The sequence below is a fragment of the Mesorhizobium sp. B2-1-3A genome (assembly GCF_006442655.1).
In the GTDB taxonomy this organism is placed as follows: domain Bacteria; phylum Pseudomonadota; class Alphaproteobacteria; order Rhizobiales; family Rhizobiaceae; genus Mesorhizobium.
In genome coordinates, this window is the sequence record NZ_VFWK01000001.1 from 635,223 (window position 1) to 655,709 (window position 20,487).

Genomic DNA, 20,487 nt, shown 5'->3' on the forward strand with positions numbered 1-20,487 from the left:
CTCACTCCGGATCATGGCAGACGGCCTCGACATTGTTGCCGTCGGGATCGAAGACGAAGGCACCGTAGTAATTCGGGTGATAGTGTGGGCGCAGCCCCGGCCTGCCATTGTCCTTGCCGCCGGCGGCAAGCGCCGCCGCGTGAAAGGCGTCGACCTCGGCACGGCTGCGCGCGGTGAAGGCAATGTGCTGATGGGCCTTGGGCTTGTCCTTTGCGGCCTGCAACCAGAACACCGGGCGGTCGCGGCCGTAGCCACCGACTTTCTCACCGCCGGTGTATTCCAGCGGCACCATGTAGATCAGCGAAGCGCCAAGCGGTGCCATCGCCTTGTCGTAGAAAGCCTTCGAAGTGTCAAAATCGGCAACGTTGATGCCGAGATGGTCGATCATCTTTTTACCTCCCAGGTCGTGATGCGTTCGCCGGTCGCCGGATCCTTGCCGTCCTTCAACTGCACGCCTTGCGCCAAAAGGTCATCGCGGATGCGGTCGGCCTCGGCCCAGTTCTTCGCCGCGATGAGAGCGAGGCGATTGGCGATTGCCTTGGCGATCTTGTCCTCATCCACCTCTTCGAAGCCGACATCGAAGCCAAGAAACAGCAGCGACGCCTTCAGTGCGGCAGCGGCTTCGTTGCCGTCGGCTGCCTCACCGGCCAACTGCGTCAAAACCTGGAAGGCGGCATAGGTGGCCAGGTCATCGGAGAGTGCCTCCACGACCTTTGCCGGCAGTTGCCCGACGGCCGGCGCCAGGTCCGCCGCGCGTTTCCACTTGCGCAGCGTGTTCTCCGCCTCCTCCAGCTTGCGCACGGAGAAGTCGATCGGCTCGCGGTAGTGCGTCATCAGCATCGCCAGCCGCAGAACATCGCCCGGCCAGCTGCGGCCGCCGAAGGTCTCGGTCTCCAGCAGTTCATGGATCGAGTAGAAATTGCCGAGGCTCTTCGACATCTTCTGGCCCTCGACCTGCAGGAAGCCATTGTGCATCCAGACATTGGCCATGACCGACGTGCCGTGGGCGCAGCGCGACTGGGCGATCTCGTTCTCATGATGCGGGAAGATCAGGTCGAGGCCGCCGCCATGGATGTCGAAAACCTCGCCGAGATAGGCCGCGGACATGGCGGAGCATTCGATGTGCCAGCCCGGCCGGCCCCTGCCCCATGGGCTCTCCCAGCCCGGCTCTTCCCGCGATGACAGCTTCCACAGCACGAAATCCTGCGGGTTCTTCTTGTGCGCGTCGACGGCGATGCGAGCGCCGGCCTGCTGCTCGTCGAGATTGCGCTTCGACAATTGCCCATAGTCCGGCATCGACGCCGTGTCGAAGAGAACTTCGCCAGCGGCGACATAGGCATGGCCGCGTTGGATCAGGCTTTGAATCAAGGTGATCATGTCGGCCTTGCCGTCGGCGCGCGGCTCGACGAATTCGGTGGCGCGCGGTTCGACTGTCGGCTCGAGGCAGCCGAGCGTGGCGACATCCCTGTGGAACTGGTCGGCGGTCTTTTCCGTCACCCGCCGGATCGCTTCGTTGAGCGACAGCTTTCCGGTGGATATCTCGCCGCCGAAATCGCGCAACGCACGCGCGTTGATCTTGTCATCGACGTCGGTGATGTTGCGCACATAGGTGACGTGGGCTTGTCCATAGAGATGGCGCAGCAGGCGGAACAGCACGTCGAAGACAATGACCGGCCTGGCATTTCCGATATGGGCGAAGTCGTAGACGGTCGGGCCGCAGACATACATGCGCACGTTCAGCGCATCGATCGGAACGAAATCCGTCTTCGTACGCGTCAGCGTGTTGTAGAGGTGCAGGCCCTTCGATGCGTCAGACATTCCATGCCTTCCCGGTTCAGAACTTCTTGTTTGCATGGAGCCAGCCTCGCGCCGAGGCGCAAATCAGGCTCCAGCCTGCTGGCCGGGGCGTTTGTCCAATCTGGGGAAAGATGAGGCGAAAACGTCCGGACCAGCGCGAGGCTAGCCAATAATGCAAATGCCACAAATGGCGAAAGACGTTTTCATGGGCGGCTTTATCGCCTTGGCCATTGTTGCCGTCAAGTCGCTGATCCCGGGAAAAACGTCGCCAAGACAGGCAAACCCGTCGCTCGATCACGCGGAATCAGCCAGTGAAACATTTTATTAAACATGTCGGCACAGTCATGAAACATTCGCCGGCTAGATCACCAAGCGTCACGATTTGGTCGGAATCAGCCATCAAACGCAGACACGAAAACGTTACCAGGGAAGAGAACATGCCTCGAAGCAAGCAGGAAGCCAACCGCGCCAAGCAACCGGCGCTGGCCAGCCACTATCGCGCAATCGGCCCGGCCGCGATCGTCGCCGCACTTCTTCATACCGCGAAGAAGAAGAAGCCGGCGCAGAAGATCGTATCGCCGCGCGCCGCCTGAGATGATGTTCCGCCGGCGCGAGCGCCGGCGATGAGGGTGCGAACAAGCATCCTGGAATAAGGCCCTCGACAGGCTTCGCTAGAACAGCGTCATCTGACTGTCGTCGGTGCCAGGTTTCTGGCGTCTGGCCTTCTCGGGCTCCGGGCCGATCTCCCCTCTTACTTGAATCTCCGGTCCGGTGTTGGCGACCTTGTTGACGAGGTCGGAGACTGGAATCGCCTCGAAGAAATCGAGTTGCGCCGGTCGCAACAGGTCGGCGACGTCGCGCGGCTCCTGCGTGCGGCAATCCAGCCAGCGAGCGAAGTCCCTGGGATCGATGACGACCGGCATCCGATCATGAATATGGGCGATGTCGGCATTGGCGTTGACCGTCAGGATTGCGCCGGTATCCATTTCCGAGCCGCCCGGCTCCGCATAGGTCTCGATCAGGCCGGCAAAGGCGACCAGCCCGCCATGCCTGGGCCGGATCCAATAGGGCTGCCCCTTCTTGCCCCCGGTCTGCCGCCATTCGTAGAAGCCTGATGCCGGCACCAGCGCGCGGCGATGGCGCATGGCAGCCTTGAACGAGGCCTTTTCGATCGCGCCTTCCGAGCGCGCGTTGAACAGCAGCGGAAACTCCCTGGTGTCCTTCACCCAGGTCGGGATGAGCCCCCAGCGCACCAGCATCGGTTGCCGGTCCGGCAAATTGGAACCTGGTGAGCGCGGCGCACCAGCGGTCGCCATCAGCACCGGCTGGGTTGGCGCGATGTTGTAGCGCGCCGGGAAATCTTCCAGTTCGGCCAAGCCCAGAAAGGCAGCGGTTTGATCCGGCGTGGCCGTTAAGGCAAAACGTCCGCACATGATCGATTGCTCCTGCCCTGGAATGGCTGCGCAAGAAAGTGGCGATGGAACAGCCGCACTGCAACCGCTAAAGCTGTCTGGCGCCAACCGTCCACAGCGGGCTGCGGCGGTCGAACGGTTGAGAGCCATGAACGACATGCGAAAGATACTGCCAGCTGTCTCCGTAGCCGTGGTGCGTGGCGACACCGTGCTGCTGGTCAAGCGAGCCCGGCAGCCCTCACAGGGACTTTATGCATTTCCGGGCGGCAAGGTCGAGGCCGGCGAGACGCTGGAGGATGCCGCGAAGCGCGAACTGCTGGAAGAGACCGGTCTGCGTGCCACCGGTTTCCGCCCGCTTCGGGAAATCCATATCGACGGCAGGGATGATTCCCACCCTGTCGATTACCGACTCACGGTCTTCGGCGCCGCCTATGCCGGCGGCGAGGCCGTGGCCAGCGACGATGCCGAGACAGCCGCCTTCTACACGCTCCGCGAGATGACGGCGCTGCCGCTTGCCGGTTCGGTGTTCGCGGTGGCGGAAGATCTGCTTGGCCGACCTGCTGGTTCCCCTGAAAGCCGCTGAATTCCTCAACGGCGGCGCCGGAAACGCCTTGCAGGCGACAAATTGTTTGGCCACATAGACCTATGAGCCGCGCTCCTCTTCTTGTTGCTTTATGCCTTGCCGTCAGTACCGCCGTGGCCGTGCGGCCGGCGTTCAGCGCCGAGTCGCCGTTCGAGCCGGGGCTGATGCGGCTGGCAGAGGTTCTGGGGTCGCTGCATTTCCTGCGCAATCTGTGCGGGGAGAAGGGCGACCAATGGCGCGGCGAGATGGAAAAACTGCTCGATTCGGAAAATCCGGACCCGGAGCGCCGCGCCCGCTTCATCGCCAGCTTCAATCGCGGCTATCGTTCCTTCGGCGGCACCTATACCCAGTGCACCGCTTCAGCCACCGAAGCCATCAGCCGCTACATGAAGGAAGGCGAGACGCTGTCGCGCGATATCGCCTCGCGCTATGGAAACTAATGTATGTCGCCCAAAGTGCCCCGGCTTTGGGACGCGACATGCATAAGTACAAAGACATGAAACGCGTTGCATGACTCTGTTTCGACGCACGTGCTTCAGGCGATCCATCAACAGGTATCGGGGCCATCATCGGTGATGTTGGAGAAATCCGGCTTGTACCGGTCTGTGTCTTGGTGCAATCCTGATGTTGCACTTCTGCAACAGCGTTAATCAAACGTTACCGCACGAATGCGAAATTAACTCAAACTGAAGGTTTTCAACCCGCAGGCCGGCCTAATCGGCTAAGTTCGATCCGGGTTGAAACGCAGCTTCGCCAGATACAGCCGCCCCCTGTAAAAGACGATCAAAAAAATGTCGTATTTACAGATACTTACTTAGGCTGCGTGTAAACGGAACAGATCAAGCATGATCCCCATTGACGGGTCGCCGCTTGAAAGGGTGGACATCGCTTATGGAACATGGTGTCAACGACATCGACGCGCTGGTCAGGGAAGAAAAACGCCTGACGGCGGTGGAGAGCCACAGCGAAGCCTGGGCTGAGGGCCTTTCGGCCGGCATCGAGCCCGAGATCATTGCCGAGGCAGCGCTAGAGACCGCGTTCGGTGAAATGCTGCGCGCCAATGGCGAGACATCGGCCCTTGCCCTGCTCGACCGCATGCGTGAAAAGGTTATTGCTGGCGCCTTCGAACCCGAGCGGCTGCGGCACTGAACCGACATCCGGTTCTTTGACGATCGATTGCCGTTTGGGCATCATGCCCGGGAGCCAAGGAGATACGGGCAGTGAATTTTCCGATGTCGGGCCGGTCGAAGGGCCTGGTCCTCCACATCCGCCTCGCCGCTTGCTGTGCCGCGATTGCCTTTGTGACGTGCCTGCCAAGCAGCCAGGCCTATGCGCTGAGCGAAATCCAGCGCGAAGAGCTTCCCTCACCCGTCACACCGTCAGCGGATAACGACGCTTCGTCGCCCGGCGGCGCGATTCCCATGCCTGACCCGGTGGGAACGCCACCTTCGACCGGCCAGCAGCCGGCCGCTCCGGACGCGGCGGAGCCCAACAGCCCGGCGGATGGCGGCAGCAACAGACCGCGTGTCGATCCCGAAGCACCCTTGCCGGAAGTCGTATACGACCTCGGCAAGCTGCCGGAGCCCGTGCGGCGCATGCACGACCTCATCATCGAAGCCTGCAAGAGCGGCGACATCGAAAAGCTCAGGCCCCTGATCGGCAAGGGCGACAGCATGACCCAGCTGTCGCTGGCCGACATCGACGGCGACGCCATCGCCTTCCTCAAAGGCCTGTCGGGTGACCCGGACGGCCAGGAGATCCTGGCCATCCTGGAGGAAGTGCTCAGTGCCGGCTATGTTCATGTCGATGCCGAAACACCGCAGGAACTCTACGTCTGGCCGTATTTCTTCGCGCTGCCGCTGGACAAGCTCGACGCCAAGCAGCGGGTCGAGCTGTTCAAGATCGTCACCGCCGGCGATTTCGACGACATGAAGCAGTTCGGCGCCTATATCTTCTATCGCGTCGGCATCACGCCCGCCGGGGAGTGGACCTTCTTCGTCGCCGGGGATTGAATATCGGGTTACGCGAATGCCTATCCGCGCTGAGCGCCGGTGAGAATGCCTATATCCGGCCAAATGCGGATACCTTCATCTCGAAGGGCTGAGATCGCTTCTGTAGCCAAGCCGGGATCCATTTGCAGGACCTCGGCGGCGTTGTGTAGCTCGTCCCGGTCCTGAAGCTTGTTCGCGACCCACGCAACCTTGTTCTGGATATCAGTGCCGTAGGCAGTCTGTGCCTTGCCGAGAGCCTCCGTCGGGATTTTTCCATGGATACCAATCAAGATCCCAAGGTCGATGGCATCGCGATACGCGGTCGCGCGATCCTGGCACCGATCGGCATTGGCCAGCAGTTTCTCGGCGAACATGTCCGCTGCAGTGAGAGTAGGTACCTTTAGATCTTTGTCGAATTGACCTTGAAGTTGGATGCGACCTTCGCGGATCACTTCGAATTTGATCGGTTGGCCTTGCAATCTCACGATTGTTCTCAAACCATACTGGTCAATCTGGAAATCTCGAACAGCTTCTACGGGTTCAGGGAAAAACGCCTTGATCCCACGTTCGATCGCATGGGTCCGCAATTCGCGATAGCCATCGGGATCAGCGCACAGGAAATCAACATCCAGGGATCGTCGGTACTCGCCGAATTTCATAACAATCGCCGTCCCGCCCCCAAACCAGCATTTGTTTGCGGTAAGGAGATGGCGATCCATCAACGCGAGAGCTTCGCCAATGATGCGATGTTCGGGTCTTCTGAATTCCTTCATGATCCGCTCGCGCTATATCCAGTTCAATGTTGTAGACGCGAGACGAAAACAGACAAGAAAGGGCTTCAGCCAGCAGTCAAAAGGACGCCATGACCGAATTCGTCGGCCAGATTCTGTATAAGCAGCTTTTCGCGCGCCGTAAGCCGCGTTTGGTCGACAAAACGCCAATTGCGCTCGTACAAAGCAAACGCCTCCTCGGCAGGGATCGGGCGCGCGACATCACGGTCCCACAAGAGCGCCTGCAGCTCCGGAAACTCAGCGGGGACAATCATGGGCAGCGCATATGTGTTCATAGCGTCCTGAACATAGTGCAGAAACGCTTGAGAATCAAAGGCGTGAAGCATGTTGAAGGGGAAGCCTATCCCGGCAACGCCTCGGAAAACTCCACCGCCCGGCCCTGCCCAGGCATCACGATCTCGCCGTCCCACATGATGCGGCGGCCGCGAATGACCGTGCCGACCGGCCAGCCGGTCACTTCCTTGCCGTCATAGGGCGTCCAGCCTGCCTTCGAGCCGGCTTGCGCATTGGTGATGGTCTCGCGCCGCTTCATGTCGACAATGGTGAAGTCGGCATCATAGCCGGCGGCGATGCGGCCTTTTCTGGCCATGCCGAAGATGCGTTGCGGGCCGTGGCTGGAGAGATCGACAAAGCGCTGCAGGGTCAGCCGTCCCGCGTTGACGTGGTCGAGCATGATCGGCACCAGCGTCTGCACACCGGTCATGCCCGAGGGTGAGGCCGGATAGGGCTTTGCCTTTTCGGCCAGCGTGTGCGGCGCGTGGTCGGAGCCGAGCACATCGACAATGCCTTGTGCGATGCCATGCCAGACGCCGTCGCGGTGGCGGGAGGCGCGCACTGGCGGGTTCATCTGGATCAGCGTACCGAGCCGGGCATAATCGTCGGCACTCAGCGTCAGATGGTGCGGCGTCGCCTCGCAGGTCGCGACGTCCTTGTGCTGTTCGAGGAACAGAATCTCCTCGGCGGTCGAGATGTGCAGGACGTGGATCCGGGCGCGAGCGTCGCGCGCGATGTGCACCAGCCGTTCGGTGCAGCGCAAGGCGGCGATCTCGTCGCGCCAGACCGGATGCGATGACGGATCGCCCTCGATGCGTTCGCCCAGACGTTCGCGCAACCTGAATTCGTCCTCGGAATGGAACGCGGCACGACGGCGGGTGTTCCTCAGGATGGAAGCGACGCCTTCGTCGTCCTCGACCAGCAGATCGCCGGTGGACGATCCCATGAAGACCTTTATGCCTGCTGCCCCCGGCAACCGCTCGAGTTCTCCGACATCCCTGGCGTTATCGCGAGTCCCGCCGACCCAGAACGCGAAGTCGCAATGCATGCGGCCGCTGCCGCGCCGGACCTTGTCGGCAAGCGTTGCCTCGCTGGTGGTCAGCGGGTTGGTGTTCGGCATCTCGAACACCGCGGTGACGCCGCCGAGCACCGCCGCCCGCGAGCCTGTTTCCAGATCTTCCTTGTGCTCCAGTCCAGGCTCGCGAAAATGCACCTGGCTGTCGACGACACCGGGCAGGATGTGCAAGCCGCGGCAGTCGATCGTCTCACCGGCCGAGGCCCGGTGGAGATCGCCGATGACCGCTATGCGCCCGTCCTTCACCCCGAGATCGCGTTGCCCCTCGCCGTCATGGTTGACCACCGTGCCGCCTGTCAGGATGAGGTCGTAGGTCATGAGCATGCTCTCTTGCGGGGGGAGTGTCAGCGGCTTACGTAATGGCCAACCGTTTTGCAAGATCAGGCTTTTATTCTCCCCATGCCCTTTGCCCTGCTGAAAGACCGCGCGCTCATCTCCGTTTCCGGCCTGGATGCCGAGCACTTTCTGCAAAACATCCTGACCACCGATCTCGATACGCTTGGCAAAAGCGAAGCAAAGCCCGGCGCGCTGTTGACCCCGCAAGGCAAGATCCTGTTCGATTTCCTGATCTCGCGTGCCGGTGAAAACGCCTTCCTGCTGGAATGCCGTGCCGACATTTCAGATGATTTCATTCGCCGGCTGATGCTCTACAGGCTTCGCGCCAAGGTCGAGATTGCCAAGTCGGAACAGGCGCTTGTCACCGTTGCGTGGGGAAAAGGGTCAATCGCCTCGGAAAATGATTCAACCGCGGTTGCCGACACACGCTTTCTCAATGAAGGCGTCACGCGCTCCTATGCCGGCACTGCGGGCGCCGGCGACGCCGCCGCCTGGCAAGCCTTCCGCATCGCCCACGGCATTGCCGAGAGCGGTGCCGATTATGCGTTGGGCGACGCCTTTCCCCATGACGTCCTGCTCGACGAGACGGGTGGCGTCGGCTTTAGGAAGGGATGCTATGTCGGCCAGGAAGTCGTCTCGCGCATGCAGCATCGCGGCACAGCGAGGCGCCGTGTGCTGATTGTCCAGGCAAGTCCTCCCCTGCCCGCCGCAGGCACCGACCTCACCGTCGAGGGACGGCCGGTCGGTACACTCGGCTCGAGTGCCGACGGCACGGGACTTGCCATTGCCCGCATAGACAGGGTCAAGGCAGCCTTGGACGCCGGCCAGCCGATCCTGGCGGGTGATGTCCCGGTGACGGTGACCATTCCCGCATGGGCCAAATTCCGTTTTCCTCAGGAAACCGTCAGCGCGGAGGAAACCTGATGGCGGCGGACCGCGCCGGTGCGCCGCCACGTGCCTGGCAGCGCATGCTGTCCGGCCGTAGGCTCGACCTGCTCGACCCCTCCCCACTCGACATCGAGATTTCGGACATTGCCCATGGGCTTGCCCGGGTCGCGCGCTGGAACGGCCAGACCAGCGGCGAGCATGCGTTTTCGGTCGCCCAGCATTCGCTGCTGGTGGAGGCCCTGTTCAACGAACTGGCGCCACAGGCTTCGGCCGATGACCAGTTGGCCGCGCTGCTGCACGATGCGCCCGAATATGTCATCGGCGACATGATCTCGCCGTTCAAGTCGGTGATGGGCGGCAGCTACAAGGACTGCGAGTTGCGCCTGCAGCGCGCCATCCATCTGCGCTTTTCGCTGCCGCCCGAACCGGCCGCGGCACTGCGCAGGGAGATCAAGCGCGCCGACCAGATCGCCGCCTATTTCGAGGCAACGCTGCTCGCCGGCTTCTCTACCGCCGAAGCGACCGAATTCTTCGGCCGTCCGCGCGGTTTTTCCGCCGAGCGCTTCGACTTCACACCGCGCTCGGTGACCTCCGCGCAGAATGCCTTCCTGAAGCGGTTTTCAGGGATCGAGAAGTCGCGGCGCCCAGTTGCGACGTCGGCGGTAGGGTAGAAAACGCTAAATTAACCGGAAAAGATAACAGTGCGGTGTTCGATCACGCACCGCAGGCGCGCCTCATGCCCGTCGTGGATGTCAAGAATGGTTCGGTCGTCCCGGAGCGGGCGGCCGAAGGCATGGAGCGCTCGCGCCGCATGGAAGACGAGCTGCGCGAACAGAACGAACGCTTTTCAGCCGCCGTCGAGAACATGTCGCACGGCCTGTGCATGTTCGACGCCGACGAACGCATGATCATCTGCAACGGCAACTACCTCAATATCTTTCGCCTCGACGCCAAGCTGATACGTCCGGGCATCCGCTTCATCGACATCCTGCGGCACAGCGCCGACATCGGCATCGCCTCGCAAACCGCAGACGAGCTTTATGCCATCCGCAAACCCTATATCGACCAGGCGAAACCCTCGACCTACGAGGAGACGCTGTCGGATGACCGCATCGTCAGCATCTCGCACCGCCCGCTGGCCTTGGGCGGCTGGGTTTCGATCTACGAGGACATCACCGAACAGCGACGCGCCGAGCAGGACCTCAAGGAGCAGCACCGCCGCTTCGACGCCGCGCTCGCCAACATGTCGCAAGGCCTGCTGATGTACGACGGCAACGGCAAGATGATCGTGCGCAACCGGCGTTTTCTGGAGCTCTACAACGTCACCGCGGCGGACTTCCCGCTTGGAACAACGCACCGCGACGCGCTGGAACGATTGCTGGAACTCGGCATCTATACGAAGATCGATGTCGACAGCGAAGTCGCCAAAACCGAAGCCTGCCTGGTGGCGGCAAAGATGCATTCGGCCTATCGGTATCTAACCGACGGCAGGACGGTTCTGGTCACGCGCCAGCCGATGAGCGGCGGCGGCTGGGTGGTGACCTTCGACGACGTCACCGAACGCCGCCGCACCGAAGAGCGCATGACCCATCTTGCGCATCACGACACGCTGACCGGACTGCCCAACCGCTCGATGTTTCGCGAGCGGCTCGACCTGGCGCTGGACGATGAGGCGGCTACGCCGTTGGCGATCTTCTCGCTCGATCTCGACCGCTTCAAGGCGGTCAACGACACCTGGGGACATCCTGCCGGCGACTGGCTCCTGAAAAGCGTGGCCGAGAGGCTGCAGCACTGCCTGCGCAATGAAACAGACATCGTCGCCCGTTTCGGCGGCGACGAGTTCGTCATCATGCAGTTCAATTCCAGGGGCATCGCCGAAGCGGAGAAACTGGCGAAGCGCATCGTCGAGGCGATCGCAAAACCGTTTCGCGACAAGAGCCGGGAGATGCACATCGGTATCAGCCTGGGCATTGCCGTTTTCCCCGACGATGGCAGGGACGCCGATACGCTGCTGAAAAACGCGGATACCGCGCTCTATCGGGCGAAGAGCGAAGGGAGAAACCTGTATCGCTTCTTCGAGCCCGAAATGGACGCCGTGGTGCAGGCCCGCCGGGCGATCGAGGTGGACCTCGAGGCTGCGCTGCCGCGCCAGGAATTCGATCTCGACTTCCAACCCATCATGAACATCGCTTCCGGCGAGATCATCGGCGCGGAGGCCTTGATGCGCTGGCATTCGCCGGCGCGCGGCACTGTCGCGCCAGACGAATTCATTCCGGTCGCCGAAGAAACCGGACTGATCGTGCCGCTTGGCGAGTGGGCGCTGAGAACGGCCTGTACGGCGGCGGCAAGCTGGCCTTCTGGCTTGCGCATCGCGGTCAATGTCTCGGCCGTGCAGCTTAGAAGCGGCGGCTTTGCCCGCAGCGTTATCTCGGCGTTGGCCTTTTCCGGCGTGCCGGCCGCACAGCTAGAGCTGGAAATCACCGAAACCGTGCTGATGGACGAGAGCAAAGCCGTGCTCAAGACGCTGCGGCAGTTGCGCGAACTCGGCATCCGCATCGCGCTGGATGATTTCGGCACCGGCTATTCCTCGCTCGGCTACCTCAGGCGTTTCCCGGTGGACAAGATCAAGATCGATCGCTCATTCATTGGCGACATGGCCAATCACGACACGGCGGCCATCGTCCGCACCGTCATCGGGCTCGGCACCGAGCTTGGCATTGTTGTCACGGCCGAGGGCGTCGAGACCGAGGTGCAGCTCGACATGCTGCGCAAGAATGGCTGCGTCGAGGCTCAGGGGTACCTGATCGGCGTACCGTCAAAGGCATCGGATATTCAGCGTCTGTTGAAATCGCGTGCACTGCGCAGCCAGATCGGCTGACCTTAGGCCAAAGGCGTTTTGTCACTCCGTCCCGAACCGAGCCGTTCCGAGAGCATGCCGTCGGGCCTCTATTGTTCCGCCGCGCCATCTATTTGGAGATCAGTTCCCAGCTTGGTCTCGACAGGTGCGCCGCCATGAATCCGGCGACGGCTTCCACCTTCGCCGGGCGCGAGCGGGCCGACGGCGTGACGAAATACAGCGCGCCTCTGGGTAAAGTCCAGTCGGTCAGGATCGCTTCCATGCGCCCGTCGGCAAGGTATTCGCTGGCAATGAATTCCGGCAGCTCGGCAATTGCCAACCCCGCCAAAACGGTCGGAACCAGGGCGTCTGAGTTGGTTACTCGCAACGGCCCTGACGGTGTGACAACTTCCTGATCACCCACGACATTGCTGAAATGCCAGACGTCCTGCCGCGGACGATAGGCGTAGCCCAGGCAGTGATGCGCGTCGAGATCGCGTGGTGTGCCTGGACGGCCATGCCTGGCGAGATAGGACGGTGCAGCCACGATATACGGGGCGATGCCGCACAGGCGCCTGGCAACCAGCGAAGAGTCCGGCAACACGGCAATCCGCAGTGCTGCGTCGAACCCTTCACCGATCAGATCGACGACCGCATCGCTCAGGTGCATATCGATCGACACATCAGGATAGAGCTTGAAGAAATCAGGAAGCAACGGCGCCACCCACCGCAACCCAAACGACATCGGCACGGCCAGACGCACCAGGCCGCGCGGGCTGGCTGACAGTTCTCGCGCCGCGTTCTCGGCATTCTCCGCGTCGCGGTAGAGTCGAGACGCACGTTCGGCGAGCCGCTGACCAAAATCGGTAAGAGCCAGCCGCCGCGACGTGCGGTTGAAAAGCCTTGCGCCAAGTCGCTCCTCCAGCCGACTGACACCACGCGACACCGTTGCCACCGACAGGCCGAGCACGCGTGCGGCAGCGGCAAAGGACCGCTCCTCCGCGACCTTGGCGAACATGGCCAACCCTTCGAAATCCGGAACTTTCGACATCACCAATTCTGCAACGATTGTTTTCAAGCATTGCTATTTCGAAAAGAACCGGCTGTCCATATGTCTTCGCTACCCACAACAGGAGTAGCGAAAATGATACGGAAGCTCGAAGGAAAGATCGCCCTGGTTACCGGCGGCAGCAGCGGCATCGGCCTTGGCATCGCCAAGCGCTTCGCCGCCGAAGGCGCGCATGTCTACATCACCGGACGGCGACAGGCCGAGATCGACAAGGCCGTCGCGGCAATCGGCAAGAACGCCACCGGAATCCAGGCGGATTCGACCCGCTCTGCCGATCTCGACCGTCTCTATGCCCAGGTGAAAACGCAAAGCGGCCACATCGATGTACTCTCGGTCAATGCCGGCGGCGGTTCCATGCTGCCGCTCGGCCAGATAACCGAACAGCATTTTGACGAAACCTTCGACCGTAACGTCAAGGCAGTGCTGTTCACGGTGCAGAAGGCGCTCGCACTGCTGACCGATGGGGCCTCGGTGATCCTGACCGGTTCGACAGCCGGCTCGACCGGCGCGGCCGCGTTCAGCGTCTACGGCGCGTCCAAGGCGGCGCTGCGTAACTTTGCCCGCAGCTGGATTCTCGACCTGAAGGAGCGGCAGATCCGCGTCAACATCCTCAGTCCTGGCCCGACCCGTACGACAGGCCTCGCCGAGCTTGCCGGACCTGAAGCCCAGAACCAGAAGGGCTTGCTGGACTTCCTTGCTGCCCAGGTGCCGATGGGCCGGCTTGGCGATCCTGATGAGATCGGCAAGGCGGCAGTGTTCCTGGCCTCGGACGATTCCAGCTTTGTCACCGGGGCCGAACTGTTCGTCGACGGCGGCATAGCCCAGGTCTGACCGCTCATGCCGAACGGTCGCGCCCTCAACCGGACGCGACCGTTTGCCGGCTGCCCGGCATCAGCGCAATGTCTCTATGTATTTCTCATGGAAGCTGACATAGCCCGGCTCGACCACCTTGAGATGCCGCTCGATCAGCGCGTGAAACTGCGGCAATTGGTGAAACGGCACACCAGGATAGGCATGATGCTCGGCGTGGAACGGCATGTTCCAGGCGAGCTTGCGCACCACCCAATTGGTCAGCGTGGTTCTTGTGTTCTCCAACATGTTGGCGACAAACGGACAGCGGCCGTGCTCGGCCAGGAGATAGAGGCGCAGAAACGGCTGACCGAGCAGAGCCGGAATGATCCAGACATAAAGGAGCACGGAGAGCTGGAAATAGACGGCGAGCAGAATTAGCACAGCGTAGAAGACAATCATGGCGCGCGCCTCGGCGCTAACCTTGGGTCGACCTTTCGGCGGCACATAGCTTTCCTGGCTGCCGCCGGCCGCATTGGCGTAGAGCGTCTTGAGATGGCCCAACCACAGCGGAATGCCGGAAACATGCACGAGATACTGTCGCAGCGTTTCCGGCTTGGGAAAGGCCAGTTCCGGGTCGTTCTCGGGATCCTGAGTGAAGCGGTGATGGGCGAAATGGAAATAGCGGAACCAGTCGGCCGGCAATGCAAGCGCCAGGCTGCACACCCGCGCCACGGCATCGTTCAGCCACTGTGTCTCGAAGGCGGTGCGATGAACCGTCTCGTGCAGCAGCGTGAACAGGAACACGATCAGGATGCCTTGCGGCAGCATCAGCAACGGCCAGAATGGCACTTTCGCGGCAATCAGCGATCCAATGATCACAATCGCACCCCAGTGGGCGCCGAGCTGAACGAGACCCGCGGCATCGGACTTGGCGGTCAGGCGGCTGCGTTCTTCCGGGGTTAGTGACGCGATTATGTCGCGATGATCCATCGGCTCGATCCAGGCCGGCGATTTGACGAGGCTTACCCTATCCGCTGAAAAAGCTTTTCAAAAGCGACGATTCCTGCAATTTGGATAAGGTTATCTTGTCTATATGGCGATCATGGTCACATCTCCATCACTCAAAGGGCTTCAGGCTTTCGAGGCCGCGGCACGCACGGGCAGCTTTGCTGCGGCGGCGGAGGAGCTTTCGGTTTCGGCCGCCGCCGTCAGCCAGCTTATCCGCACCGTCGAGGAGCAGATGGGCCGCAGGCTGTTTCATCGGGTCAACCGCAAAGTGGTGCTCACCGAGGCCGGCGTGGAGATGCTGCCACGGCTGACCATGGCCTTCCAGGAAATCGGCAGTGTCTCGCGCGAACTGGGCGGCGACACATTTCGCCCGCGCCTGGTGGTCTCGGTGCCGCCATCCATGGCCATGGGCTGGCTTTCGCAGCGTCTGTCCGGTTTTGTCGCAAGCCATGGCGCCGCCGATATATCGCTGCGCGGTGACGACGACCCGGTGCCGTTCGACCGCGAGTTGATCGACATCAGGCTCTCTTACGGTCCGCACTATCGCGAGCACCCGACCGAGGATATCGCCCGGGACGCCGTCTATCCCGTCTGCGCACCATCGCTTTCCAGCACAATCAACGCAGGCGACGGTCCGCTTGCAGGGCTGCCGCTGATCCACACCGACTGGGGTCCGACCGGCGCATCGTTTCCGTCCTGGCGCAACTGGTTCGAGGCCGCCGGTGTCCAACCTGGCAGGGCAGCGCAGCGAGGCCTGTCGGCCAATTCGTCGCGTGCGGCGCTCGACCTCGCCATTTCGGGGCTGGGCGTTGCGCTGGCACAAGGGGTCTATTGTGCCGAGGCAGTGGAGGACGGCAGGCTGATAAGGCCGGCAGCCGGGGCAATTGCGCTACGCCAGCCCTATTGCCTGACGATCCCGGAGCGCAGCGCCAGACGCGATGTCGTGGCGGCGTTCCGCGGCTGGCTGATCAAGGAATGCCAGCGCAAGGTGGGCTCACCGGCGTTGCGTTGATACGCGATGGTCACAGGTGTCCGCTCAAGGCCACCACCATGTCCTTGCTGGTGGCCACGGGAATGATCTCGAATTCGACCAGATCAGCCCATTCGATGACCCAGCGCTGCAGGAGCGTGACGTCATCGGCCTCGACGAGCAGGAAGCAGCGGCTCATATCCGCAGCGATCCAGCTGTGGTGCACGACAAGCTCCTCCGGCTTCAGACGGCCCCGGTCGCGAAAGCGGCGGTAAATGTCCTTGCGATCGCAGCCGGTGAAATCCTCGATCACGATGAACTGCATGTTTCCCCCTGGAGCAATTTCAGGAAAAGTGTGAAGCGGTTTTCCGTCCGGAATTGCTTCAAAACAAAGAGATAGAGCAGCTCGCCGTTTCCGTGAAACGGCGAGCTGCTCGGGCCGAACTATTGCCGCCCCGGCCGGTCGAGCCGTTCCAGAAACCACTGCGTCAGCCGGATCCAGACCTCGTCCTTTTCGCCGGAATCCTCCCAGCCATGGTCGAGATTGGGATTATCGTTGACCTCGATGACGAAGACGCCGTCCTTGGTCTCCTTGAGGTCGACGCCGTAGAGGCCGTCACCGATGCAGCGTGCCGCCTTCACCGCCGTTTCGACGACATGGGTGGGCGTCTCCTTCAGCGTGAAGGTCTTGATGCCGCCCTGGTCGGGCTTGCCGTTGGCCTTGTGATTGACGATCTGCCAGTGCTTCTTGGCCATCAGATAGTGCACGGCAAACAGCGGCTGGCCGCCGAGCACGCCGACGCGCCAGTCATATTCGGTGGGAATGAATTTCTGCGCGATGAGGAGGTCGGAATCCTCCAGCCATTCGGTAGCGAGCGTCTTCAGTTCCTCGAAGTTGGCGCATTTCTTGACGCCGCGCGAGAAGGACGAATCCGGGATCTTCAGTACCAGCGGGAAGCCCAGAGTCTGCGCCGCGAGTTCAAGATCCGAGGTGCCGGCGATCATCACCGTCGGCGGCACCGGCACCTTGTTGTAGGACATCAGCTCGTTGAGATAGACCTTGTTGGTGCAACGGATCATAGACAGCGGATCGTCGATGACCGGCATGCCTTCCTGCTGCGCGCGGCGGGCGAAGCGATAGGTGTGGTTGGAGATCGACGTGGTCTCGCGGATGAACAGCGCGTCGTAGTTCGCGAGCTTGGCGAGATCCTTTCTGGTGATAGGCTCGATTTCGACCCCCATCTTTTCGGCGATCTTGGCCCAGTAGCGCAGCGACGAAATTTCCGATGGCGGCAACTCCTCATGCGGATCGACCAACGTGGCGAAGGTGTAGCGCGCAGGCGTGCGCCCCTTGGTGTCGCGCCATTCGCGGTTGGTGTAGGTCTCCAGGCACTGGATGAAGCTCTTTTCCTCGTCCTCGGTCATGCGCGCCAGCGGATGAAAGCCGATCTTGCGGATCGAGGCCCATTCGGCGCTGTCCTTGATGTGGACTTCGAGCGCCGGCGCCCGGAACCAGTCGAACAGGAGCTTGGCGAAGCGGTCCCAGACCTTTGACGGGCCGATGCCGAAGAAGATGCAGACCTTGGCGGGAAAGGCGCCGCCGAGATCCTTGCGGCATTTGTTGAGCGCCAGTTCCAGTTCGGGCAGCGCATGCTCGTAGAGTTTGCGCTCCGACAGGTCGATCATCGTCTCGACGGTCGGGATAACCTTGTGGCCACGCGAGCTCGCCAGCAGCGAGGCATAGTAGCCGCGGCTCTGGTAGCCATAATTGTTCGACAGGTTGATGACCTTCGGACGCTGGCCCCGAAACAGCGAGGGATGCGCGAGGTAATCGCGGTTGGTGATGATCTTGTGCGGTGTCGCCACCTGGTCGAGATCGCTCTGCCGGCCGGTAAGAATGACCCAGGTCATTGTGTGTCGCGCTTCCCCAGAGTGATGGCGGCACGCAGTCCGTCGCGGCCGAACTGCGCCATGTTCATGAAGATGCCGTAGGGCACTGGAATGTTGGCGGCATCAAGGATGGTTTCCTGCCTTTCGTCCTCGACCCAGGGATCGTGGATCAGAATATGATCGCCGTCATCGCCGATGGCCAGCACCCAGTGCGGCACCTTCTTGCCGAACATCAAGAAGCCGCTGATCAGCACCAGCACCAGTTTTCCCTCTGATATCGCGGTGCGGATATCATCGATGGCGAACGAGCGGTAATTCACCGGGATGCCGTAAAGTTCCGCGCGGCGGCGAAAGTCGACCTGGGCCAGTTCCATCACCCGGCGCTTGTCCTCGCTGCGCACCGACTGCAGGAACAGCGCGCCGTAGAAGGAAACAAAAATCTCCGCCGCGAGCCCGCTTTCGTACCCCGACACAGCCAGGCCGAACGGCTCGCAGCCGCCCGGACCCGACATCATGAAGACGGTGGTCGCCTCGCGCCAGAGGCGGATTTCCATCACCGGATCGGGCACGAAGTCGCGGTCGAAATTGGCCATCGCCATCATCAGGCAGCATGGGCCGCAGGTGAACTCGCAGGTCTGCTGATAGAATGGCACCCTGGTGGCGACAGGAAGGTCGCCGCGCAATGTCTTTTCATAACGAAGCGCCGTCGCGCCGTCCTCGTAGTAGCCGGGCTCGCGGCCAATCTTGCGGTAGCCGGCCTGCTCATAGATGCGGATGGCCCGGTCGTTGTCCTCGCGCACTTCGAGACGCAGCATCATACGGTCGTGCTCGAAGGCGGCCTCCTCCGCCGCCGACAGCAGCCGGCGCCCGATGCCGAGCGCGCCGAAAAACGGGCCGACGGCTATGGAGTAAAGCCGGGCCACCCCACTGCCCTTGCGAAACAGCACGATCGCATAGCCGGCGACGCGGCCTTCGACTTCGGCGACCAGCGTCTCGGCGGTCTCGCGCTCGATGAACAGGCGAAAAGAGCGGCGGGAAATGCGATCGCTCGAAAAAACGGCTTTCTCGATGGCGGCGAGATCATCGACGTCAGAGGCGCGGGCCGTGCGGATCTCGGCAGGCATGCGACTTGAGAAAACCTCGATTGCGTTGCGGAAACGGCCCCAGTCAAAAGCGTCGCAAACACCGGCCGAAGCGCCGGTATTCATCAAGCGCTATCGCTCCTTGATTAGGGCCGAATTGTGACAGGTTCCCTGGCGGCAAGGAAGCTCGCGGGCTTTGAACAGGATCGCTGTTTCGACAGGTCGCCGGCGGCGGATGATTGCAGCCGACTCAGCTTGCCAAGCCTGCCAGAAGCTGGCCGTAGGCACTCTTGGCCACGACCGCCAATTGCTCGCGCGGCAGCGAACCGACGACGGCGCAGCCATAGCCCTTGTCCAGCCAGTAGACGGCCTGCGGGCCATCCTGCGCCGAAGCGTAGGTGCCCTTGGCGTTCTCCGTCGATTCGGCGGTGACGAAGAGGGATATGCGCTCGCCCTTGTCGTCCTCGTAGAGCAGCATCGCGGCCTTGCTGTCGCCGGCCGGCAGCAACCGGCCGCCGATCAGTTGAAAGCCATTCGCGCTCAAGTCCGGCGCCACCAGCTTCAGCCCGACCCGGTTGGACAGCCAGGTCTGCAAATGATCCTTGTCGCTGGCCAGCACTTCCACCGCATGCCGCTTCTCGGCAGCATAGATGACATGGGCGGCGATCGCCTGTTCGGCGAGCCGATCCTCGGCAGGATTCTCCTGCCCGATGCCGTCAATGCCTGCAAAGTAGCCGCCAAATCCGCCCGTGGCCAGAAGCACGGCCGCCGCCGCGGCAAGCCACCAGCGCGAGCGGGGCACCGCAGTCCTAACAGGTGCTTCGCCGAGCACCACCTTGCGCAAGCGGGCGGGAACAGGCTCATCCAGCACACCGGCAAAGGCGGAGCGCAAAGCCTCCCGGTCGGCTGTGAAGCGGGCGCTTCTGGCCTTCATCTCGGGATTGGCATCAAGCCAGGCATCGTAAGCGGTACGCTCGTCGGAGGGCAGTTCGCCATCGAGCGCCATATGGATGTCACGTTCGGAAAAATCGCGGCGGATCATTTCTCTACGATCCTTATCGCGCGGCGGCGTGCCGTGTCATCCAGCAACCCGCGTAATTCCTCACGCCCGCGCGCAATGCGCGACATCAGCGTGCCGGCGGGCACGCCCAGAATATTGGCGGCCTCGGCATAGGAAAAGCCTTCGATGGCAACCATGACAAGGGCCGCGCGGCGATCGGGGCTGATCGCCTGCAGCGCGTCGATGATCTCGCGCGAGGCGATGCCGTCCAACTGCTCGGCCGGCTGGGCAACCGCCTCGCCCGCTTCCAGTGGCAGCATCGCCGCTTCGCCGCGACGGTTCACCTTGCGCATCTGGTCGATGAACAAATGATGCATGATCGTAAACAGCCACCTCCTGGGGCTTTCTCCCGTCTGCCAGTTTTCGAGCCGCATGAGTGCGCGCTCGAGGCAGTCCTGAACGAGGTCGTCGGCAGAATCGCGGTCGCGCAAAAGCGAGCGTGCGTAGCGGCGCAGGCGCGGTATTTCGCCAAGGATTGCTGCCTTCTTTTCGTCCATGACCGCTGGTTCTGAAATCGCCCTTATTGATCCCGATTCAACGCGCCTTCCCGGCGCGACGCAAGCGGCCAGCGCGAAGCGGTCCGCCGCCCCGGTCACCCAAGCAATGAGATAACGTTCCCACTGGCCGATTTATT

At 62.0% G+C, this 20,487-nt stretch carries 24 protein-coding genes; 11 read left to right on the forward strand and 13 right to left on the reverse strand.

Annotation, left to right across the window (positions count from 1 at the left end; genetic code table 11):
* Window position 1: 1 nt before the first annotated feature.
* Both FJ977_RS03225 and cysS read right to left on the reverse strand, forming a co-directional pair.
* Complete coding sequence (locus FJ977_RS03225; protein ID WP_140768490.1) at window positions 2-388, reverse strand: VOC family protein; 387 nt, start codon at window positions 386-388, stop codon at window positions 2-4.
* The gene (cysS, locus tag FJ977_RS03230; protein WP_140768492.1) at window positions 385-1,818 is read right to left on the reverse strand and encodes a cysteine--tRNA ligase; all 1,434 of its coding nucleotides are present in this window, start codon (window positions 1,816-1,818) and stop codon (window positions 385-387) included. Before cysS ends, FJ977_RS03225 begins: the two co-directional genes overlap by 4 nt.
* Window positions 1,819-1,984: 166 nt before the next feature.
* On the opposite strand from cysS, the gene FJ977_RS35680 reads away from it, so the two are divergent.
* Window positions 1,985-2,125: a hypothetical protein gene (locus tag FJ977_RS35680; protein WP_181179681.1), complete on the forward strand. Its 141-nt coding sequence runs from the start codon at window positions 1,985-1,987 to the stop codon at window positions 2,123-2,125.
* A gap of 109 nt (window positions 2,126-2,234) precedes the next feature.
* Window positions 2,235-2,390, forward strand: coding sequence for a hypothetical protein (locus tag FJ977_RS03235; RefSeq protein ID WP_140768494.1), 156 nt, complete (start codon window positions 2,235-2,237; stop codon window positions 2,388-2,390).
* 78 nt (window positions 2,391-2,468) lie between these two features.
* Here the strand turns inward: FJ977_RS03235 and FJ977_RS03240 are convergent, their stop codons facing one another.
* A complete protein-coding gene (locus tag FJ977_RS03240; RefSeq protein WP_140768496.1) occupies window positions 2,469-3,230 on the reverse strand; it encodes an SOS response-associated peptidase in 762 nt (253 codons plus the stop codon).
* A 127-nt stretch (window positions 3,231-3,357) separates the two neighbouring features.
* Here FJ977_RS03240 and FJ977_RS03245 point away from each other — a divergent pair, with 127 nt between their 5' ends.
* The 4 genes from FJ977_RS03245 (at window position 3,358) to FJ977_RS03260 (ending at window position 5,804) form a co-directional block, all read left to right on the forward strand.
* Complete coding sequence (locus tag FJ977_RS03245) at window positions 3,358-3,792, forward strand: NUDIX hydrolase (RefSeq protein WP_140768498.1); 435 nt, start codon at window positions 3,358-3,360, stop codon at window positions 3,790-3,792.
* A 62-nt stretch (window positions 3,793-3,854) separates the two neighbouring features.
* Window positions 3,855-4,232, forward strand: a complete 378-nt coding sequence (locus FJ977_RS03250) for a TIGR02301 family protein (protein ID WP_140768500.1) — start codon at window positions 3,855-3,857, stop codon at window positions 4,230-4,232.
* Window positions 4,233-4,683: 451 nt separating this feature from the next.
* On the forward strand, window positions 4,684-4,941 hold the full coding sequence (locus FJ977_RS03255; RefSeq protein ID WP_008874920.1) for a hypothetical protein: 258 nt from the start codon (window positions 4,684-4,686) through the stop codon (window positions 4,939-4,941).
* Between the two features lie 71 nt (window positions 4,942-5,012).
* Complete coding sequence (locus tag FJ977_RS03260; protein WP_181179544.1) at window positions 5,013-5,804, forward strand: hypothetical protein; 792 nt, start codon at window positions 5,013-5,015, stop codon at window positions 5,802-5,804.
* Window positions 5,805-5,824: 20 nt separating this feature from the next.
* On the opposite strand, the gene FJ977_RS03265 is transcribed toward FJ977_RS03260, so the two are convergent.
* The 3 genes from FJ977_RS03265 to FJ977_RS03275 all read right to left on the reverse strand — a co-directional run bounded on the left by FJ977_RS03265 (window position 5,825) and on the right by FJ977_RS03275 (window position 8,246).
* The gene (locus FJ977_RS03265) at window positions 5,825-6,556 is read right to left on the reverse strand and encodes a nucleotidyl transferase AbiEii/AbiGii toxin family protein (protein WP_140768502.1); all 732 of its coding nucleotides are present in this window, start codon (window positions 6,554-6,556) and stop codon (window positions 5,825-5,827) included.
* A 65-nt stretch (window positions 6,557-6,621) separates the two neighbouring features.
* Window positions 6,622-6,828, reverse strand: a complete 207-nt coding sequence (locus FJ977_RS03270) for a hypothetical protein (protein ID WP_181179655.1) — start codon at window positions 6,826-6,828, stop codon at window positions 6,622-6,624.
* A gap of 86 nt (window positions 6,829-6,914) precedes the next feature.
* Window positions 6,915-8,246 carry a dihydroorotase gene (locus FJ977_RS03275; RefSeq protein ID WP_181179546.1) on the reverse strand — a complete coding sequence of 444 codons (1,332 nt, stop codon included), beginning with the start codon at window positions 8,244-8,246 and terminating at the stop codon, window positions 6,915-6,917.
* A gap of 75 nt (window positions 8,247-8,321) precedes the next feature.
* Here FJ977_RS03275 and FJ977_RS03280 point away from each other — a divergent pair, with 75 nt between their 5' ends.
* The 3 genes from FJ977_RS03280 to FJ977_RS03290 all read left to right on the forward strand — a co-directional run bounded on the left by FJ977_RS03280 (window position 8,322) and on the right by FJ977_RS03290 (window position 12,024).
* On the forward strand, window positions 8,322-9,182 hold the full coding sequence (locus FJ977_RS03280; protein ID WP_140768506.1) for a folate-binding protein YgfZ: 861 nt from the start codon (window positions 8,322-8,324) through the stop codon (window positions 9,180-9,182).
* Window positions 9,182-9,817: an HD family hydrolase gene (locus FJ977_RS03285; protein ID WP_056563397.1), complete on the forward strand. Its 636-nt coding sequence runs from the start codon at window positions 9,182-9,184 to the stop codon at window positions 9,815-9,817. The genes FJ977_RS03280 and FJ977_RS03285 overlap by 1 nt, the downstream gene beginning before the upstream one ends.
* Before the next feature lie 65 nt (window positions 9,818-9,882).
* Complete coding sequence (locus FJ977_RS03290) at window positions 9,883-12,024, forward strand: EAL domain-containing protein (RefSeq protein ID WP_140768508.1); 2,142 nt, start codon at window positions 9,883-9,885, stop codon at window positions 12,022-12,024.
* Between the two features lie 88 nt (window positions 12,025-12,112).
* Here FJ977_RS03290 and FJ977_RS03295 read toward each other — a convergent pair whose 3' ends face one another.
* Window positions 12,113-13,033 carry a LysR family transcriptional regulator gene (locus FJ977_RS03295; RefSeq protein ID WP_140769707.1) on the reverse strand — a complete coding sequence of 307 codons (921 nt, stop codon included), beginning with the start codon at window positions 13,031-13,033 and terminating at the stop codon, window positions 12,113-12,115.
* A 93-nt stretch (window positions 13,034-13,126) separates the two neighbouring features.
* Here FJ977_RS03295 and FJ977_RS03300 point away from each other — a divergent pair, with 93 nt between their 5' ends.
* Window positions 13,127-13,882: an SDR family oxidoreductase gene (locus FJ977_RS03300; RefSeq protein WP_140768510.1), complete on the forward strand. Its 756-nt coding sequence runs from the start codon at window positions 13,127-13,129 to the stop codon at window positions 13,880-13,882.
* Between the two features lie 60 nt (window positions 13,883-13,942).
* On the opposite strand, the gene FJ977_RS03305 is transcribed toward FJ977_RS03300, so the two are convergent.
* Window positions 13,943-14,833, reverse strand: coding sequence for a fatty acid desaturase family protein (locus tag FJ977_RS03305; RefSeq protein WP_140768512.1), 891 nt, complete (start codon window positions 14,831-14,833; stop codon window positions 13,943-13,945).
* 112 nt (window positions 14,834-14,945) lie between these two features.
* Between FJ977_RS03305 and FJ977_RS03310 the strand changes: the two genes are divergently transcribed.
* Entirely contained in the window at window positions 14,946-15,863 is a 918-nt protein-coding gene (locus tag FJ977_RS03310; RefSeq protein ID WP_140768514.1) for a LysR substrate-binding domain-containing protein, read from the forward strand.
* A gap of 10 nt (window positions 15,864-15,873) precedes the next feature.
* Here the strand turns inward: FJ977_RS03310 and FJ977_RS03315 are convergent, their stop codons facing one another.
* The 5 genes from FJ977_RS03315 to FJ977_RS03335 form a co-directional block, all read right to left on the reverse strand.
* Complete coding sequence (locus FJ977_RS03315) at window positions 15,874-16,146, reverse strand: DUF3303 family protein (RefSeq protein WP_140768516.1); 273 nt, start codon at window positions 16,144-16,146, stop codon at window positions 15,874-15,876.
* A 119-nt stretch (window positions 16,147-16,265) separates the two neighbouring features.
* Window positions 16,266-17,732 (reverse strand): RimK family protein, encoded by a 1,467-nt coding sequence (locus FJ977_RS03320; protein WP_140768518.1) that lies wholly within the window; start codon window positions 17,730-17,732, stop codon window positions 16,266-16,268.
* On the reverse strand, window positions 17,729-18,835 hold the full coding sequence (locus tag FJ977_RS03325) for a peptidase C39 family protein (protein ID WP_140769709.1): 1,107 nt from the start codon (window positions 18,833-18,835) through the stop codon (window positions 17,729-17,731). The genes FJ977_RS03320 and FJ977_RS03325 overlap by 4 nt, the downstream gene beginning before the upstream one ends.
* Window positions 18,836-19,043: 208 nt before the next feature.
* A complete protein-coding gene (locus tag FJ977_RS03330) occupies window positions 19,044-19,835 on the reverse strand; it encodes an anti-sigma factor (RefSeq protein ID WP_140768520.1) in 792 nt (263 codons plus the stop codon).
* Window positions 19,832-20,350, reverse strand: a complete 519-nt coding sequence (locus FJ977_RS03335; protein WP_140768522.1) for an RNA polymerase sigma factor — start codon at window positions 20,348-20,350, stop codon at window positions 19,832-19,834. The genes FJ977_RS03330 and FJ977_RS03335 overlap by 4 nt, the downstream gene beginning before the upstream one ends.
* Window positions 20,351-20,487 lie beyond the last annotated feature (137 nt).